At 59.3% G+C, this 17,084-nt stretch carries 17 protein-coding genes; all 17 read left to right on the forward strand.

Annotated features, from left to right (window positions below; translation table 11 throughout):
• Positions 1-12: 12 nt before the first annotated feature.
• The 17 genes from pseB (at position 13) to fliE (ending at position 17,076) form a co-directional block, all read left to right on the forward strand.
• Positions 13-1,014: a UDP-N-acetylglucosamine 4,6-dehydratase (inverting) gene (pseB, locus tag BJ917_RS27335; RefSeq protein WP_121105545.1), complete on the forward strand. Its 1,002-nt coding sequence runs from the start codon at positions 13-15 to the stop codon at positions 1,012-1,014.
• A complete protein-coding gene (gene pseC / locus BJ917_RS27340) occupies positions 1,011-2,174 on the forward strand; it encodes a UDP-4-amino-4,6-dideoxy-N-acetyl-beta-L-altrosamine transaminase (protein WP_121105547.1) in 1,164 nt (387 codons plus the stop codon). Before pseB ends, pseC begins: the two co-directional genes overlap by 4 nt.
• 6 nt (positions 2,175-2,180) lie before the next feature.
• Positions 2,181-2,876, forward strand: a complete 696-nt coding sequence (pseF, locus tag BJ917_RS27345; protein WP_096509548.1) for a pseudaminic acid cytidylyltransferase — start codon at positions 2,181-2,183, stop codon at positions 2,874-2,876.
• Positions 2,873-4,375 (forward strand): UDP-2,4-diacetamido-2,4,6-trideoxy-beta-L-altropyranose hydrolase, encoded by a 1,503-nt coding sequence (pseG, locus tag BJ917_RS27350; protein WP_121105548.1) that lies wholly within the window; start codon positions 2,873-2,875, stop codon positions 4,373-4,375. The genes pseF and pseG overlap by 4 nt, the downstream gene beginning before the upstream one ends.
• Complete coding sequence (gene pseI, locus BJ917_RS27355; RefSeq protein WP_096509550.1) at positions 4,372-5,424, forward strand: pseudaminic acid synthase; 1,053 nt, start codon at positions 4,372-4,374, stop codon at positions 5,422-5,424. The genes pseG and pseI overlap by 4 nt, the downstream gene beginning before the upstream one ends.
• 229 nt (positions 5,425-5,653) lie before the next feature.
• The gene (locus BJ917_RS27360; RefSeq protein WP_096509551.1) at positions 5,654-6,580 is read left to right on the forward strand and encodes a ketoacyl-ACP synthase III; all 927 of its coding nucleotides are present in this window, start codon (positions 5,654-5,656) and stop codon (positions 6,578-6,580) included.
• Between the two features lie 97 nt (positions 6,581-6,677).
• Positions 6,678-7,970, forward strand: a complete 1,293-nt coding sequence (locus BJ917_RS27365; protein ID WP_121105550.1) for a motility associated factor glycosyltransferase family protein — start codon at positions 6,678-6,680, stop codon at positions 7,968-7,970.
• Entirely contained in the window at positions 7,967-8,236 is a 270-nt protein-coding gene (locus BJ917_RS27370; protein ID WP_121105552.1) for a hypothetical protein, read from the forward strand. The genes BJ917_RS27365 and BJ917_RS27370 overlap by 4 nt, the downstream gene beginning before the upstream one ends.
• 253 nt (positions 8,237-8,489) lie before the next feature.
• The gene (locus BJ917_RS27375; protein WP_096509554.1) at positions 8,490-9,341 is read left to right on the forward strand and encodes a flagellin domain-containing protein; all 852 of its coding nucleotides are present in this window, start codon (positions 8,490-8,492) and stop codon (positions 9,339-9,341) included.
• A gap of 73 nt (positions 9,342-9,414) precedes the next feature.
• On the forward strand, positions 9,415-9,783 hold the full coding sequence (locus BJ917_RS27380; RefSeq protein ID WP_096509555.1) for a flagellar protein FlaG: 369 nt from the start codon (positions 9,415-9,417) through the stop codon (positions 9,781-9,783).
• 82 nt (positions 9,784-9,865) lie between these two features.
• Positions 9,866-11,284, forward strand: coding sequence for a flagellar filament capping protein FliD (fliD, locus tag BJ917_RS27385; RefSeq protein WP_096509556.1), 1,419 nt, complete (start codon positions 9,866-9,868; stop codon positions 11,282-11,284).
• Positions 11,285-11,413: 129 nt separating this feature from the next.
• On the forward strand, positions 11,414-11,809 hold the full coding sequence (fliS, locus tag BJ917_RS27390) for a flagellar export chaperone FliS (protein WP_096509557.1): 396 nt from the start codon (positions 11,414-11,416) through the stop codon (positions 11,807-11,809).
• Between the two features lie 10 nt (positions 11,810-11,819).
• Positions 11,820-12,116: a flagellar protein FliT gene (locus BJ917_RS27395; protein WP_121105555.1), complete on the forward strand. Its 297-nt coding sequence runs from the start codon at positions 11,820-11,822 to the stop codon at positions 12,114-12,116.
• Between the two features lie 174 nt (positions 12,117-12,290).
• Positions 12,291-13,766 carry a sigma-54 dependent transcriptional regulator gene (locus BJ917_RS27400; protein WP_077045767.1) on the forward strand — a complete coding sequence of 492 codons (1,476 nt, stop codon included), beginning with the start codon at positions 12,291-12,293 and terminating at the stop codon, positions 13,764-13,766.
• 128 nt (positions 13,767-13,894) lie between these two features.
• Positions 13,895-15,088, forward strand: coding sequence for a PAS domain-containing sensor histidine kinase (locus tag BJ917_RS27405; RefSeq protein WP_177435618.1), 1,194 nt, complete (start codon positions 13,895-13,897; stop codon positions 15,086-15,088).
• A gap of 5 nt (positions 15,089-15,093) precedes the next feature.
• Positions 15,094-16,473 carry a sigma-54 dependent transcriptional regulator gene (locus BJ917_RS27410; protein ID WP_096509560.1) on the forward strand — a complete coding sequence of 460 codons (1,380 nt, stop codon included), beginning with the start codon at positions 15,094-15,096 and terminating at the stop codon, positions 16,471-16,473.
• A 273-nt stretch (positions 16,474-16,746) separates the two neighbouring features.
• Complete coding sequence (gene fliE / locus BJ917_RS27415; RefSeq protein WP_084320560.1) at positions 16,747-17,076, forward strand: flagellar hook-basal body complex protein FliE; 330 nt, start codon at positions 16,747-16,749, stop codon at positions 17,074-17,076.
• The last annotated feature ends 8 nt before the right edge of the window (positions 17,077-17,084 follow it).

Here is a 17,084-nt window from a genome sequence, read left to right on the forward strand (position 1 = left end):
AGGACTCAAGGCATGTTCAACGGTAAATCCATTTTCATCAGCGGCGGCACCGGCTCGTTCGGGCGTAACTTCATCCGCCGTTTGCTGGAGCAATACCAGCCCAAGCGCGTGGTGGTGTTCTCCCGCGATGAGCTCAAACAGTACGAGATGCAGCAGACGTTCAATGCACCGTGCATGCGTTACTTCCTGGGTGACGTGCGCGATGCCGAGCGTTTGCGCCAGGCCATGCGGGGCATCGATTATGTGGTGCACGCCGCTGCGCTCAAGCAAGTGCCGGCGGCGGAGTACAACCCGACCGAGTGCATTCGCACCAACGTCAATGGCGCGGAAAACATCATCGCCGCCGCCATCGACAACGGCGTGAAGAAAGTCGTGGCACTGTCCACCGACAAGGCCGCCAGCCCGATCAATCTGTACGGCGCGACCAAGCTGCTTTCGGACAAACTGTTCGTCGCCGCCAACAATATTGCCGGTGAACAGCAAACCCGGTTTTCCGTGGTTCGCTACGGCAACGTCGCCGGCTCGCGGGGGTCGGTGGTGCCGTTCTTCAGCCATCTGATTGCGCAGGGCGCGAAAGAGTTGCCGATCACCGATGAGCGCATGACCCGCTTCTGGATCACCCTGGACCACGGTGTGCAGTTCGTGCTCGACAGCTTCGCCCGCATGCACGGTGGCGAAGTGTTCGTGCCAAAGATCCCGTCGATTCGCATTGTCGATCTGGCCCTGGGCATGGCCGAGCATCTGCCGCATAAACACGTTGGCATTCGTCCGGGAGAAAAGCTCCATGAACTGATGGTGCCGCTGGATGACGCGCGCATGACCCTGGAGTTCGCCGATCACTACACGATTCAGCCGTCGATCCGTTTCACCAGCGTCGACGTGGATTTTGCCGTGGACAAGCTGGGCGAGCGGGGCCGACCTGTCAGCGAGGACTTCGAGTATCGCTCCGATACCAATCCGAAGTTTCTCTCGGTCGGCCAGATCGCCGAGCTGCATGCGGGGCTGTCGGCATGATTCCCTACGGTCGGCAAAGCCTCGATCAGGCAGACATCGATGCGGTGGTTGCCGTGTTGCAGTCCGACTGGTTGACCCAGGGGCCGACCATCGAGCGTTTCGAACAGGCGATGGCCGAACGTTGCGAGGCGGATTTTGCCGTGGCGGTGTGCAACGCCACGGCGGCGCTGCACATTGCTTGTCTGGCCGCCGGACTGGGGCCGGGCGACCGTTTGTGGACCACGCCGAACACCTTTCTGGCCTCGGCCAACTGCGGTCGTTACTGCGGTGCCGACGTGGATTTTGTCGACATCGATCCACTCACCTGGAACCTCGACGCCAATGCACTGGCGTTGAAGCTGGAGCAGTCCGAGCGCGACGGGACCTTGCCCAAAGTGCTGGTGGCCGTGGCGTTCTCGGGGCAGAGCTGCGACATGCGCCGCATTGCCGAACTGGCCGAGCGCTATGGTTTTACCGTGATTGAAGACGCGTCCCACGCCGTCGGTGCGTCCTATGCCGGGCGGCCGGTGGGTTGTGGCGAATTCGCGGCGATGACCGTGTTCAGTTTCCATCCGGTGAAGATCATCACCAGTGCCGAAGGCGGCATGGTGTTGACCAATCGGCCGGAGCTGGCCGAGCGTCTGCAACGTTTGCGCAGCCACGGCATGACCCGCGATTCGCAGCAAATGACCGAGGCCAGCCACGGCCCGTGGTACTACCAGCAGGTGGAATTGGGTTTCAATTACCGCATCACCGACCTGCAAGCGGCCCTTGGCTTGTCGCAATTGGGTAAGCTTGAGGGCTTCATCGAGCGTCGTCGCGAACTGGCGGCGCGTTACGACCGGTTGCTGGCGGATCTGCCATTGACCCTTCCCGGCGCTCAGTCCGAAGCCGAATCGGCGTGGCATCTGTATGTCGTGCGGTTGCATCTGGATGCCATCAACTTGAGTCATCGCCAGGTATTCGAAGGCTTGCGGGCGGCCGGCGTCGGGGTGAACCTGCACTATATTCCGGTGCATCTACAGCCGTACTATCGCGAGCAGGGTTTTGCCGAGGGTGATTTCCCACAGGCCGAGCGTTATTACGCGCAGGCCATCAGCCTGCCGCTGTTTCCGTTGCTGAGCGATGAACAACAGGACCACGTGGTCGAGCACCTGCGTCGGCTGGTCCTTGAGGAGTAAAGAGTCTTGAGCTGCGTTGCGATTATTCCGGCCCGGGGCGGTAGCAAACGAATTCCGCGCAAAAACCTCAAACCGTTCGACGGCGTGCCGATGATCGTCCGTTCGATCCGCACAGCGCTGGAGTCGGCGCTGTTCGACCGGGTGATCGTCAGCACTGACGACGCCGAGATCGCCGAGGTGGCGCGGGCCCACGGTGCCGAGGTGCCCTTTATGCGGCCGGCGTCGTTGTCCGATGATTTCACCGGTACGGCGGCGGTGATCGCCCATGCCTTGCAGCAGCTCGAGACGTTCGATTTTGCCTGTTGCCTCTACGCCACCGCGCCACTGTTGCAGGCACGTTATCTGCGTCAGGGGTATGAGTTGCTGATGCAGCATCCTGACAAGTCATTCGCGTTTTCCGTGGCCGGGTTTGGCTTCCCGGTGCAACGTGCCCTGACCCTCGATGCGCAAGGCGCCTTGACCGCGCTCTATCCGGAGTTTCGCAACACCCGTTCCCAGGATCTGTGCGAGGCGTATCAGGACGCCGGGCAGTTCTATTGGGGGCGCAGCGAAGCCTGGTTGCGCGGCGACGCATTGTTTTCGCCCGCGAGCCTGCCGGTGATTCTGCCGCGTCACCTGGTGCAAGACATCGACACCGCAGAAGACTGGACGCGCGCCGAATACCTGTATGACGCGCTGAAAAGAGGCGGTGAACTGCAATGAGAGTGCTGATTCGCTCCGATGCCTCGCCGACCATTGGCAGTGGCCACATCGCCCGCTGTTTGCCACTGGCCAGAGCCTTGCGCAAACACGGGGCTCATGTGGCTTTCGCCTGTCGCCGGTTACCGGGGCATCGGCTGGACAGTCTGGCAGCCGAAGGCTTTGAAACCTTCGCGCTACCCGATCGCTACCCTGATGAAGACCCGCAACAGGCCATCGAATCCTTACTGCCCTGGCAGGCGGACATCGAGGCATTGGCTCATCTGCTGGAAAATCATGCGGCGTTCGACTGGATACTGGTCGATCACTATGGCCTCGACCATCACTGGCAAACGGCTGCGCGTCGCCTGGCGCCTCGCATCGCTGCGGTGGATGATCTCGCGACCCGTCGGTACGACGTCGATCTGTTGCTCAATCAGAACCTGTCAGGCACGCCACAGGCCTATGGCTCGTTGTTGCCATCGGGTTGCCGGACGCTGTTGGGCCCACGCTTTGCCATGCTGCGCGATGAGTTTCGCTGCCCAGCCATCGAGATCAAGCCTCGGGTCAGGCGGGTACTGGTCAATTTCGGCGGGTTCGATGTGGCGATGCAGACCCACCACGCGATGTTGGCAATGGCTGATTTCCATGAGCTGGAGGTCGATTTCGTCGCCGGTGCCGACAATCCGGCCTGGGAACAGATGCAGGTGTTGGCGGCCGACCGTCCCAACTGGCGCCTGCACAGTTTTGTCAGCGACTTCTACAGGCTGATGACCGAAGCGGATTTGTTTATCGGTGCCGGTGGTGGAACCAGTTGGGAGAGGGCGGCCATGGGGCTGCCGACGATCTGCATTGCGGTGTCGAACAACCAGCAGGCCAACGGTGAGGTGATGGGCGCTTGCGGGGCCCATGTGTTCCTCGGAGCGCGCGAGTACGTCAGCGTCGAGCAGTTGCGTCAGGCCGTCGCTTTTATAGCGGGCAATCAGGGGCTTCGCCAGAGCCTGGCCGATCGTTCACGGCAACTGGTTGATGGCCGTGGTGCACAACGTGTGGCTGCGGCGCTGGTCGGGGCGGTTTTGCAACTGCGCCCGGCAAAGCTTGAGGATGCGCAGTTGTTGTTCGAAGGGCGCAATGCAGAGGCGGTGCGGCATTCATCACTGGACTCCGGCGTCATTGACTGGCCGGCGCACCAAACCTGGCTGGCCGCGAGTTTGAAAAATGACCAGCGCCTGTTGCTGATCGCCGAAGCCGATGACGGCCCGATCGGTGTGTTGCGCTATGACATTGATGGTCATGAAGCCAGGGTTTCAATTTATCTGTTCGAAGGCCGTTTCGGGCTGGGCTGGGGCCGCGCACTGCTGTCACGGGGCGAAGACTTTGTCACCGCCCGCTGGCCGCAACTGGACACCCTTGCCGCCGAGATTCTGCCGACCAACCAGCCGTCGCTGAAGACCTTTCGCGAAGCCGGTTTCACCCAGAGTGTTTGCGCGTTCACGCGCGTATTGAAGGATCACCGCCCATGACCAGTTTCAAGATCGGCAACCGCTTGATCGGTGCTGACGCGCCGCCGTTCATCATTGCCGAGATGAGTGGCAACCATAATCAGTCCCTGGAGGTGGCGTTGCAGATCGTCGAAGCTGCGGCCAAGGCCGGCGCGCATGCGTTGAAGCTGCAGACCTATACCGCCGAGACCATGACGCTGGACCTGTGCGAAGGCGAATTCTTCATCAAGGATCCAGACAGCCTTTGGTCGGGTACTTCGTTGTACGCGCTGTACGAAAAGGCCTACACGCCATGGGAATGGCACGCTCCGATTTTCGCCCGCGCCAAGGCGTTGGGCATGGTGGCGTTCTCCACGCCATTCGATGACAGCGCGGTGGATTTCCTCGAGAGCCTGGACGTGCCGGCGTACAAAATCGCCAGTTTTGAAAACACTGACTTGCCCTTGATTCGCCGGGTCGCTGCGACCGGTAAACCCTTGATTATCTCCACTGGCATGGCCAGCATCGCCGAACTCGACGAAACCGTGCGTGCCGCCCGTGAGGCCGGGTGCAAGGATCTGGTGTTGCTCAAATGCACCAGCACTTACCCGGCAACGCCGGCCAACAGCAATGTGCGCACGATTCCACATCTGCGCGATTTGTTTGGCTGTCAGGTGGGGCTGTCCGACCACTCCATGGGCGTCGGGGTGTCGGTGGCGGCGGTAGCGTTGGGGGCGACGGTGGTCGAGAAGCATTTCACCCTCGACCGTTCAGCCGGCGGTGTGGATGCCAGTTTCTCGCTGGAACCTGAGCAAATGGCCAGCCTGGTGATTGAAACCGAGCGAGCCTGGCAGGCCATGGGGCAGGTGCAGTACGGCGCTACCGAAGCCGAACGCAAGTCCCTGGTATTTCGCCGTTCGCTGTACGTCACACGGGACATGGCAGCCGGCGAGCCCTTCACCCCGGAGAACCTGCGTGCTATCCGTCCAGGCCTGGGATTGGCCCCCAAGCACGCGCAAACCCTTCTGGGACGCCGCGCCCGCCACGCCATCAAGCGTGGCACGCCGCTGGATTGGCCCCTTGTCGAATAACCCCATTCGGGGTTGATTCGGCAAAATAGAGTGACCTGCGAGTCATAACGGGCATCTTCACTGTATTGTATTGCTCGGGAAGGTGGCGCCTGGTGCCTGTTTGGCCCAGTGATGGCCTTTTATTCTTCCCGTTGTCGCTGCCTTGGGGGCGACGCTTTTCTCTGTTTGTCGGCGCCCCTCGATTCCTTGCGAGCGGTGGTATTGGGCTGTTTATTATTGGGAAGCCGTAATGATTGGCATAAAAAGCATTGCGAGCTACGTTCCTGTAGCCGGCGTGGACAATTACGCACAAGGTGCAAAATTCGAAAAGGATGAAGAATTCATCCTGGGCAAGATCGGTTCGGCCTTCCTGCCGCGCAAGGACGCCGGGCAGGAAACCTCGGACCTGTGTGTCGAAGCAGTCAACGCGCTGTTCGCCAACAATCCCGATTTGAAACGTGAATCCATTGACGCGCTGATCGTCGTCACCCAGAACGGCGACGAAGAAGGCCTGCCGCACACCGCGGCCATCGTTCAGGACAAACTGGGCCTGCCAACGACCGTGGCGGCGTTCGATATTTCCCTGGGCTGCTCCGGCTACGTCTATGGCATTTACGCGCTCAAAGGCTTCATGGAGGCAGCAGGCCTGAAAAATGGCTTGCTGATCACCGCCGATCCCTACTCCAAGATCGTCGACCCGGAAGATCGCAACACCACCATGCTGTTTGGCGATGCCGCCACGGTGACCTGGATGGGCGAACAGCCTGTGTGGGAACTGGGCAAGGCCAAGTTCGGCACCGACGGTTCCGGTGCGCCGCACCTGAAAGTCACGGACGGGGTGTTCTACATGAACGGCCGTCAGGTTTTCAACTTCGCGCTGCTTAAAGTCCCGGCGCACTTGCACCAATTGCTCGACGATTCGGGGCTGAACCCTGACGATATCGATGCCTTCTGCATTCACCAGGGCAGTGCGGCGATCGTCGATGCCGTGGCGCGCCGCTTCGAAGGCGACCCTGCCAAGTTTGTCAAAGACATGGTCGAGACGGGCAACACGGTGTCGTCGAGCATCCCGCTGCTGTTGGAGAAGCACGTGCTGGACTCCAACTGGAATCGCATTGCGATCAGTGGTTTCGGTGTCGGGTTGTCATGGGGTTCGGCGATCATCTATCGCCCCTGAGCCACTCGCATCCCGGTCATAAAAATCAGGCACAAAAAAAAGCGTTCAAGGTGTACCTTGAGCGCTATTTTTTTGCCCCAATGAAAAGCGAGGCCCCATGAGCGAGTTCTTTGAGCGCAACGCACAAGTCATACAGCGCCGCTGGCCGGCACTGTATGCGCGTTTGCTGATTGAAGACACGAATGCGTTGCAGGCTGATCTGGTAGAGGGCCTGGGCTCGACCCTGAGCATCAACGGGATCCAGCTGACCAGCCGTCATGACCGTACCCGTGAGGCCAGGCTTCAGGCCGACAGCCTGCCGGCCGACAGCCAGGTGCTGCACGTCTACGGCACCGGTTTGGGCGATCTGCCCATGGATTTGCTGCAGCGTACCGGGCTCGAACGTTTATATGTGCACATCCTCAATGGCGCGGTGTTTTCGCTGGTGCTGCAACTGATCGATCAGCAGCCCTGGCTCAGTGATCCTCGGGTGGAACTGCTTTTTGCCGGGGATCTTCCCGAGATTCAGTTGCCCTATTTCGCCTTGCCATCAGAGCTGGTGCTGGCGGATGACTTCAATGCCAAGATTCGCGACCGGTTGATCAGCGAAACTCACCTGACCTTCAATAATCGTGAATTCGCCCCCCAGGCGCCGGAGATCGTCGAGCGTTTGCAGGCCAGCCTGAAACGACTGCCGACCGATGGCGATGTGGCTGAACTGTTCGGTACGTGGCAAGGCCAGGACGTATTCGTCATCGCCACCGGGCCGAGCCTGGAGCTGCATTTCGAAGCATTACAGGCACTGCGCAATCAGGCGAAGCGACCTTTGTTTATCTGTGTCGATACCGCCTACCGACCGCTGCTTAACCACGGGATTCACCCCGACATCGTGGTCAGCATCGATCAGCGCATCTCGGCTCGGCATCTGCCGTCCGAAGGCACGTCGGATATCCGCTTGGTTTATATGCCCATGGTCGATCCGCAGGTAGTGGAGGCCTGGCAGGGCAAACGGTATGCCGCGTATTCCGCCAGCCCGATGTACCAGTCATTGCGTCACCAGTTGCCACGAGGCCAGCTCCATCATGGTGGCAGTGTCATCCATCCGGCAGTGGACCTGGCGGTGAAAATCGGCGCGGCGCACATTACCCTGTTCGGTGCCGACTTCGCCTTCCCCGGTGACAAGACCCATGCCGGTTGGGGCGACGGTGACCTCGGGCCGCAACTCGGTGCAGCCAGGCATTGGGTGCTCGATGGTCACGGGCAGCGAATCAAGACCCAGCTCAACTTCCGCAGTTACCTGTGCGAACTGGAGCGATATATCGCCGACCATCCTGGGGTGCATTTCTATAACAGCAGTCGGGCCGGGGCGATGATCGCCGGCACGTCGTTTCATCCGGAGCTGGCGGTATGAGTGCGGTAGAGTCCTTTGTCAGCGAGGCACAACGCTGCGCAGTGATGTTCCGTTTAGGGCGTGATGTGGAAGCCGGTCTGGTGATGATCGAGCTGGCCACTGCGATACAGGCATCCTTCGACGTTGCGCCTGAAGGCGTTCAGCGGCGGTGGCTGGCCGTGCTCGGTAGCCTGCTGGAATGTCAGGAAGCGCAAAACTGGTTGGCGCTGGCTGATTATCTGGAATATGAATTGGTCCAGTTGCTGACGGACAGTCTGTCCTTTTAAACAATTTCCCTTCTGCCGGCGCGGGCGAGCCCTCGCCAATCTGTCGCCGGCATTTCCATGACGTCATTTTTTTGCTGCTCGATTGCTGCCAAGCCCTTTATTTACGGGGGGTGGCAACGTGATGGCAGTTTTTTTTGAAAATCCCCTAAAGCAAGTTGCAAACCCGACGATAACTATTACGAAGGTTCTCTAGGCCATACCCGGCGGTTGCCAGGGCCGGAAGCCGCAGTACCCAACCAACGAGGAATTCGTCATGGCTTTAACCGTAAACACTAACGTTACATCGTTGAACGTACAGAAAAACCTGAACAAGGCTTCTGATGCTCTGTCGACTTCGATGACTCGCCTGTCTTCCGGCCTGAAAATCAACAGCTCCAAAGACGACGCCGCCGGCCTGCAAATCGCTACCCGTATGACTTCGCAGATCCGTGGTCAGACCATGGCGATCAAAAACGCCAACGACGGTATCTCGATCGCTCAGACCGCTGAAGGCGCGATGCAAGAGCAGACCAACATTCTGCAGCGTATGCGTGAACTGGCTGTTCAATCCCGAAACGACTCCAACGGTACCGACGACCGCGCTGCTCTGAACAAAGAGTTCGCAACCATGTCGGACGAGCTGACTCGTATCGCCAAGTCGACCAACCTGAACGGCAAGAACCTGATCGACGGCACTGCTGGCACCATGACCTTCCAGGTCGGTTCCAACACTGGCGCAACCAACCAGATCACCATCACTCTGGACAGCGGCTTCGATGCTGCCACCCTGAGCGTTGACTCCGGCGCCGTAGCCATCACCGGTAACGACAGCGCCACTGCAGAAGCCAGCAGCGCCGCTGCAATCGTCGCCATCGACGCTGCACTGAAAACCATCAACACCAGCCGTGCGGACCTGGGTGCTGCCCAAAACCGTCTGACCAGCACCATCTCCAACCTGCAGAACATCAACGAAAACGCCAGTGCTGCACTGGGTCGCGTACAAGATACCGACTTCGCTGCTGAAACTGCACAGCTGACCAAGCAACAAACTCTGCAACAAGCTTCCACCTCGATCCTGGCTCAAGCCAACCAACTGCCATCCGCTGTACTGAAACTGCTTCAGTAATAGCCGGGTTAGTTTTTGGCGGGGGAGTGCGCTTGTCGTGCTCTCTCGCTTTTTACTTTAAGAGGTGATGGACATGGATATGAGCGTCAAGCTGAACTTGTCTTATCCGGCGCCCCAGCAGGCGACGACAACTGTTGCTGATAAGCCTGCGCATAAGTCTCTGGCAGAGTCCGCACCCGTGGGTGCCGTCAAGGATGAAAGCAAGAGCGATCAGGCCGAGCAGGAAAAACTGAAGATGGCCGTTCAGGAAATCGAAAAGTTCGTGCAATCGGTCAAGCGTAACCTGGAGTTCTCGATTGATGAGCCCTCCGGCAAAGTTGTAGTCAAAGTGATTGCCAGTGAATCCGGTGAGGTGATCCGCCAGATCCCCAACGAAGAAGTCCTGAAACTGGCCAATAGTTTGAATGATGCAAGCAGCCTGTTGTTCAGCGCGAAAGTCTGATCGCTGGCACGAATTTTGTTGCTATGTTCTTTTGGGCGTTGTAGTGGTCAAAAGACCGGCGAGACACTGAAGGGAGATCTACATGGCAAGTCCAATTTTACCGGGTCTGGGCTTAGGTTCCGGCCTCGATACCACCGCTATCGTCAAGGCACTGGTCGATTCTGATAAAGCGGCCAAGCAAGGTCAGATCACCCGTGGGACTTCAGCTAACACCGCAAGCATCTCCGGTATTGGCACCTTGAAATCCTTGATGGCTGCGTTCAACAAGTCCATGACTGATCTGGGCAGCACAACCAGCCCGCAGTTTCCAGGCTATGCCGCGACTTCCGCCGATGTGAAAATCCTGACGGCCACCGCCAGCAACACGGCCGTTGGCGGCACCTACAACGTTAACGTCGGCAATCTCGCCACTTCGTCCAAAGTGGCCAGCGCTGCTTTTGTCGGTGGTGCGAGCAGCGCGATTAACGCGGGCACGCTGACCATCAGTCAGAGCGGCAAAAACTACAACGTCAGTGTTGGCAGCGGTGCGACACTGCAATCGGTCCGTGACTCGATCAACGCTGACAGTTCGCTCAAGCTCGCGGGCGTCAGTGCCAACATCGTCACCGACTCCTTTGGTTCGCGCCTGGTGCTGGGATCGACCAATACCGGGGCAGGCTCGGATATTTCCGTTAGCGGCATTGCAGAGCTGGCCATCGATGGAAGTAACGTCATCGGCACCAGCGGTTCTCCGATGTCCCTCACGTCCGCCGGCACCATCGGCGCACTGGCTGTCGATGCCAACTTCACCATTGACGGCATGGCGTTGACCAGCAAGACCAATTCGGTCGACAAGGCGGTTTCCGGCTTGACGCTGAACCTGACGGCGACGGGTTCGACGACGGTTTCCGTGGCAAGCAATAACGATGGCCTGAAGGCTTCGATCCAGAAATTCGTGGACTCCTACAATGCCATCGTCAATGGCATCACGAAGTTGACCACGCCTTCGGTCGATGCCAATGGCAATCCGGTTTCAGCGGCGTTGACGGGGGATGCGCTGGGGCGCTCGATTCTGTCCACCATTCGCGGACCTCTGTCGGAAACCGGTGCCGGCGACAAGCTCACGGTGCTCGCGCAGTTGGGGATCACCACCAACCAGAAGACCGGTGCACTGGATTTCGACAGCACCAAATTCAACGTCGCGATGAATGACAAGAAACTGGGCGGTGAGGTCCAGGAGATGTTCACGGGCACTAACGGCCTTCTGTCGCGCATGACCAAGGCGATCACCCCGTTCACTCAAACCGGTGGCATTCTCGATCAGCGCAGCACCAGTCTGAACAAGACAGCCTCCAAGCTGGCTGCCGATCAGGAGGCGCTCGATCGTCGTGTAGAAACGCTGACGGCCGTGCTGACCAAAAAGTACAACGACATGGACACCCTGGTCGGCAAGCTCAAGGCCACGGCCAGCAACATCACGTCGATGTTCGAAGCCATCACCGCGCAGCAGAAGAACAGCTGATCATCCGTTAGCGCCAAAAGCCCGGCAACGTTTTGAGCGTTCCGGGCTTTTTGCATATGCATCTAAAGTTTTTTGACGCGTCGTCGATACGCTGTTTATACGAACCAAAGCATTCAGATGAGGTACAACATGAATCCAATGTTAGCCCTTCGCCAATACCAGAAGATTGGCGCCCAGGCGCAGACTTCCGAAGCCAGCCCCCACCGTCTGGTGCAGATGCTGATGGAGGGTGGTCTGGATCGTATCGCTCAGGCCAAGGGTGCCATGGAGCGCAAGGATATCCCGAACAAAGGGATACTGATCGGCAAGGCCATCGGCATCATCGGTGGCCTGCGTGAGGGGCTGGATCTGGAAAACCAGGCCGAATCGGTGGGTGAGCTGGATAACCTCTACACCTACATGATGAAGCGTTTGACCGAGGCCAACCTCAAGACAGATCCAGTGATCCTTGACGAAGTCGCCGATTTGCTTCGCACCGTCAAAGACGGTTGGGACGCTATTGCTACACCGGGTCCGCAGTTTTAAGGAGAACACCATGAGTCCTGTATTGCAGCGAATCGAACAAGCGCGCGCCGGCCTGGTCGATGCATTGGCCGAGCGAAACTGGGAAGCCATTGGTCAATTGGACCTGGATTGCCGTTCCTGCATGGAGGATGTCATGAGTGAGTCTTCGGTGAGCGAAGTCGAGTTGCGCGATAATCTTGAGGAATTGCTGGGGGTGTACAAGCAGCTTCTTGACGCGGCGACAGGGGAGAGGCAGGCGATAGTCGATGAGATGTCGCAGATCTCCCAAGCACAGAAGGCTGCAAAGGTTTACCATCTGTTTGGTTAATTAATCCTCGGTTAATCCAAACATAGTGCGCCATAAATTTGACTGTGCACGGTTTTTTGACTTAACTAGTGGCTGGTTCCAGATTTCAGTCGTCTTCAGGCATGATCTTGCCTGCAAGCGTGTAGCTTGCCCCAGCATTTTGGGCATTGAGTTGACTAGGGAAGTTGCTATTGCATGTGGCGTGAAACCAAAATTCTGCTGATAGATGACGATAGCGTCCGCCGCCGCGACCTGGCGGTGATTTTAAATTTTCTCGGCGAAGAAAATTTGCCCTGCGGGAGCCACGATTGGCAGCAGGCTGTCGGCTCATTGTCATCTAGTCGCGAAGTAATCTGTGTCCTCATCGGGACGGTCAATGCTCCTGGGGCGCTTCTGGGCTTGCTAAAGACACTCTCGACATGGGATGAGTTCCTTCCGGTTTTGTTAATGGGCGATAATTCTTCCATTGACCTGCCGGAGGACCAGCGTCGCCGGGTGCTTTCGACCCTCGAAATGCCACCCAGCTACAGCAAGTTGCTCGACTCGCTGCACCGCGCCCAGGTCTACCGCGAGATGTATGACCAGGCCCGCGAGCGCGGTCGTCATCGCGAACCCAATCTTTTCCGCAGCCTCGTCGGCACCAGCCGGGCGATCCAGCACGTCCGCCAGATGATGCAGCAAGTCGCCGATACCGATGCCAGCGTGTTGATCCTGGGCGAGTCCGGGACCGGCAAGGAAGTGGTCGCGCGCAACCTGCATTACCATTCCAAGCGTCGTGAGGCACCGTTCGTGCCGGTCAATTGCGGGGCGATTCCGGCCGAGCTGCTGGAAAGCGAATTGTTCGGTCACGAGAAGGGCGCCTTCACCGGAGCGATCACCAGCCGTGCCGGGCGTTTCGAGCTGGCCAACGGCGGTACCCTGTTCCTCGATGAAATCGGCGACATGCCGCTGCCGATGCAGGTCAAGTTGCTGCGCGTGTTGCAGGAGCGCACCTTCGAACGCGTGGGCAGCAACAAGACCCAAAGCGTCGATGTACGCATCATTGCGGCGACCCACAAGAATCTCGAAAGCATGATCGAGATCGGCACGTTCCGCGAAGACCTGTACTACCGCCTGAATGTGTTCCCGATCGAGATGGCGCCGCTTCGCGAGCGTGTCGAAGACATTCCGTTGCTGATGAACGAGTTGATCTCGCGCATGGAGCACGAGAAGCGTGGTTCGATCCGCTTCAACTCCGCAGCCATCATGTCCCTGTGCCGTCATGGCTGGCCGGGCAACGTCCGCGAACTGGCCAACCTGGTGGAGCGCATGGCGATCATGCATCCGTACGGGGTGATCGGCGTGGTCGAACTGCCGAAGAAATTCCGTTACGTCGACGATGAAGACGAGCAAATGGTCGACAGCCTGCGCAGCGATCTCGAAGAGCGGGTGGCCATCAATGGTCATACCCCGGACTTCACCGCCAATGCCATGCTGCCGCCGGAAGGCCTGGACCTGAAGGACTACCTCGGCGGTCTGGAGCAGGGGCTGATTCAGCAGGCGCTGGATGATGCCAACGGTATCGTGGCGCGCGCTGCCGAACGGCTGCGTATCCGCCGCACCACGCTGGTGGAAAAGATGCGCAAGTACGGCATGAGCCGTCGTGACGGAGATGAACAGGCGGATGATTGACGCCTGTTTTTCAACCTCCTCATTTATAAGCGGTTTTTTTTAGGCACGGGTATTGCTACGTCCCTCGCAACGTTCCGTTTCACTGACGGTCAGCCAAGCGAGAGAGCACGATGCCCCAAGCCGCCCAGATGTCTCCTGCTCCAGATACCTTGGGGCAATCGTCGTCCGTAGAGCAGGCAAGCAGGCTTGGCCTCGAGCAGGCTTTCGCCCTGTTCAACCAGATGTCGAGCCAATTGACCAGTTCCTACAGCATGCTCGAAGCCCGGGTTACCGAGCTCAAGGGCGAGCTGGCCGTGGTCAGTGCTCAGCGCATGCAGGAGCTGGCGGAAAAAGAGCGCCTGGCCAACCGTCTGCAAAATCTGCTCGACCTGTTGCCCGGTGGCGTCATCGTCATCGACGCTCAGGGCATCGTGCGCGAAGCCAATCCGGCGGCCTGCGAACTGCTGGGTCTGCCGCTCGAAGGTGAGTTGTGGCGTCACGTCATTGCTCGCTGTTTTGCGCCTCGCGAAGACGACGGTCATGAAATCTCCCTCAAGGATGGGCGGCGCCTGTCGATTGCCACGCGTTCGCTGGATGCCGAACCGGGTCAGCTTGTGCTGTTGAATGACCTGACCGAAACCCGACACCTCCAGGATCAACTGGCCCGCCATGAGCGACTGTCGTCCCTGGGCCGGATGGTTGCTTCGCTGGCTCATCAGATTCGCACACCCTTGTCCGCCGCCTTGCTTTACGCCAGTCATTTGACCGAGCAGGCACTGCCCGTCGAGACCCAGCAACGTTTTGCCGGGCGCCTCAAGGAGCGCCTGCATGAGCTCGAGCATCAAGTGCGCGATATGTTGGTGTTCGCCCGCGGTGAGCTGCCATTGACCGACCGCATAACCCCCAAGCAACTTATGCAAACGCTGCAGGCGTCGGCGCTGACCCATGTGCAGGCGTTGCCGATCCGCTGGCAGTGCGACAGCCATGCCGGCGAGTTGCTGTGCAATCGCGACACCCTGGTCGGAGCCCTCCTCAATCTCATCGAAAACGCCATTCAAGCCAGCACCGGTGACGTGCGCTTGAAGGTTCATCTGTATGCCCGCGACAACCACCTGCGCGTGTGCATCAGCGACAGCGGCAGCGGTATCGACCGCGCCGTGCTGGCGCGTCTGGGCGAGCCGTTTTTCACCACCAAGGCCACCGGAACCGGCCTGGGGCTGACCGTGGTCAAGGCGGTTGCCCGTGCTCATCAGGGACAATTGCATTTGCGCTCGCGGCTCGGTCGCGGCACCTGTGCGCAGGTGATCCTGCCGTTGTTCAGTGGCGCTCAGGGAGCGGAGTGAAGGTCATGGGTATCAAGGTTCTACTGGTCGAGGATGACCGGGCTTTGCGCGAAGCACTGGCCGATACGCTGTTGCTCGCCGGCCACGATTACAAGGCTGTCGGTTCGGCAGAAGAGGCCTTGGTCGCGGTCGAAAGCGAGGCGTTCAATCTGGTGGTCAGCGACGTCAACATGCCGGGCATGGATGGTCATCAGTTGCTTGCCTTGCTGCGGGCGCGCCAGCCGCAACTGCCGGTGTTGCTGATGACGGCACACGGAGCGGTGGAGCGGGCGGTCGATGCGATGCGTCAGGGCGCAGCGGATTATCTGGTCAAGCCATTCGAACCCAGGGCCTTGCTCGATCTGGTCGCGCGCCATGCCCTGGGCAGCCTCGGCACCGCCGACAGCGAAGGGCCGGTAGCTTTTGAGCCGGCCAGTGCGCAACTGCTGGAATTGGCCGCGCGGGTGGCGCGCAGTGATTCCACGGTGTTGATCTCCGGCGAATCCGGGACGGGCAAAGAGGTGCTGGCGCGCTACATCCACCAGCACTCTCATCGCGCCAGCCAGCCGTTCATTGCGATCAACTGTGCGGCGATCCCGGACAACATGCTCGAAGCCACGCTGTTCGGTCACGAAAAAGGCTCGTTCACCGGCGCCATAGCAGCACAGGCCGGCAAGTTCGAGCAGGCCAATGGCGGGACCCTCCTGCTCGATGAAATTTCCGAAATGCCCCTCGGCCTGCAAGCCAAACTGCTGCGTGTACTGCAAGAACGCGAGGTCGAGCGGGTAGGGGCGCGCAAGCCGATCGCCCTGGACATTCGCGTGGTTGCGACCACCAACCGTGACCTGGCCGGTGAAGTGGCGGCGGGGCGTTTCCGTGAAGATCTTTACTATCGCCTGTCTGTATTTCCGTTGGCCTGGCGCCCGCTGCGCGAGCGCACTGCCGACATCCTGCCGCTGGCCGAGCGCCTGCTGGCCAAACACGCCAATAAAATGAAGCATGCCGCGGCACGGCTGTCGCCCGAGGCGCAGGCGTGCCTGATCGGTTATCCGTGGCCGGGGAATGTGCGCGAACTGGACAACGCGATTCAGCGCGCATTGATCCTGCAGCAGGGCGGTTTGATCCAGCCCCAGGACTTCTGTCTGTCCGGGCCGGTTGCCTGTGCGCCATTGCCGACACTCGTGCCGGCGCGGGCCGTGGAGGTTGAAGCCGAGTCTGCCGGGGCTTTGGGCGATGATCTGCGTCGCCGCGAGTTCCAAATGATCATTGACACCCTGCGCATCGAGCGTGGCCGCCGCAAGGAGGCCGCGCAAAAGCTTGGCATCAGCCCAAGGACCTTGCGTTACAAGCTGGCGCAGATGCGCGACGCCGGAATGGACGTGGAAGCCTATCTGTTCGCTACCTGAAAGTTGACGCGGGTCAAACCACTGTGGGAGCGAGCCTGCTCGCGAAGAGGGAATGTCAGTCGACATTTGTGTGTCTGTCACACCGCCTTCGCGAGCAGGCTCGCGCCCACAATGGATTTGCGGCAATTCACGGTCATGGCAACGCAGGGAATGGCTTTTGTAGGACGCAGTCACGGAGCTGGCACCCTTGTTGCTAACACCTCACTACCCGCCGAGTGAGTGTCAAAAAAATTGCGGGTCGCCATCGACGTAGCTTCGTCAAAGAGAGAGACCATGAGCCAAGGTATTGAATTCAATCGGTTGATGCTGGACATGCGTTCCATGCAAATGGATGCGATGTCTGCGCCGAAATCGACTGCCGCCGTCCCTGAACTGAATGGCAGCAGCTTTTCCGACATGCTCGGTCAGGCCGTCAATAAAGTGAACGATACCCAGCAGGCGTCCAGTCAGTTGGCCAATGCCTTCGAGATCGGCAAGAGCGGCGTTGACCTGACGGACGTGATGATTTCCTCGCAGAAGGCCAGTGTGTCTTTCCAGGCGTTGACCCAAGTACGCAACAAGCTGGTTCAGGCTTACCAAGACATCATGCAGATGCCGGTTTAAGGACGAGA

The sequence above is a fragment of the Pseudomonas sp. WPR_5_2 genome, assembly GCF_003634475.1.
GTDB lineage: Bacteria > Pseudomonadota > Gammaproteobacteria > Pseudomonadales > Pseudomonadaceae > Aquipseudomonas > Aquipseudomonas izuensis.

Bases quoted from the DNA above. Each gene is read 5' to 3' on its own strand.
- pseB (WP_121105545.1), top strand. From the start codon at position 13: ATGTTCAACGGTAAATCCATTTTCATCAGCGGCGGCACCGGCTCGTTC.
- pseC (WP_121105547.1), top strand. From the start codon at position 1,011: ATGATTCCCTACGGTCGGCAAAGCCTCGATCAGGCAGACATCGATGCG.
- pseG (WP_121105548.1), top strand. From the start codon at position 2,873: ATGAGAGTGCTGATTCGCTCCGATGCCTCGCCGACCATTGGCAGTGGC.
- pseI (WP_096509550.1), top strand. From the start codon at position 4,372: ATGACCAGTTTCAAGATCGGCAACCGCTTGATCGGTGCTGACGCGCCG.
- BJ917_RS27360 (WP_096509551.1), top strand. From the start codon at position 5,654: ATGATTGGCATAAAAAGCATTGCGAGCTACGTTCCTGTAGCCGGCGTG.
- BJ917_RS27365 (WP_121105550.1), top strand. From the start codon at position 6,678: ATGAGCGAGTTCTTTGAGCGCAACGCACAAGTCATACAGCGCCGCTGG.
- BJ917_RS27370 (WP_121105552.1), top strand. From the start codon at position 7,967: ATGAGTGCGGTAGAGTCCTTTGTCAGCGAGGCACAACGCTGCGCAGTG.
- BJ917_RS27375 (WP_096509554.1), top strand. From the start codon at position 8,490: ATGGCTTTAACCGTAAACACTAACGTTACATCGTTGAACGTACAGAAA.
- BJ917_RS27380 (WP_096509555.1), top strand. From the start codon at position 9,415: ATGGATATGAGCGTCAAGCTGAACTTGTCTTATCCGGCGCCCCAGCAG.
- fliD (WP_096509556.1), top strand. From the start codon at position 9,866: ATGGCAAGTCCAATTTTACCGGGTCTGGGCTTAGGTTCCGGCCTCGAT.
- fliS (WP_096509557.1), top strand. From the start codon at position 11,414: ATGAATCCAATGTTAGCCCTTCGCCAATACCAGAAGATTGGCGCCCAG.
- BJ917_RS27395 (WP_121105555.1), top strand. From the start codon at position 11,820: ATGAGTCCTGTATTGCAGCGAATCGAACAAGCGCGCGCCGGCCTGGTC.
- BJ917_RS27400 (WP_077045767.1), top strand. From the start codon at position 12,291: ATGTGGCGTGAAACCAAAATTCTGCTGATAGATGACGATAGCGTCCGC.
- BJ917_RS27405 (WP_177435618.1), top strand. From the start codon at position 13,895: ATGTCTCCTGCTCCAGATACCTTGGGGCAATCGTCGTCCGTAGAGCAG.
- BJ917_RS27410 (WP_096509560.1), top strand. From the start codon at position 15,094: ATGGGTATCAAGGTTCTACTGGTCGAGGATGACCGGGCTTTGCGCGAA.
- fliE (WP_084320560.1), top strand. From the start codon at position 16,747: ATGAGCCAAGGTATTGAATTCAATCGGTTGATGCTGGACATGCGTTCC.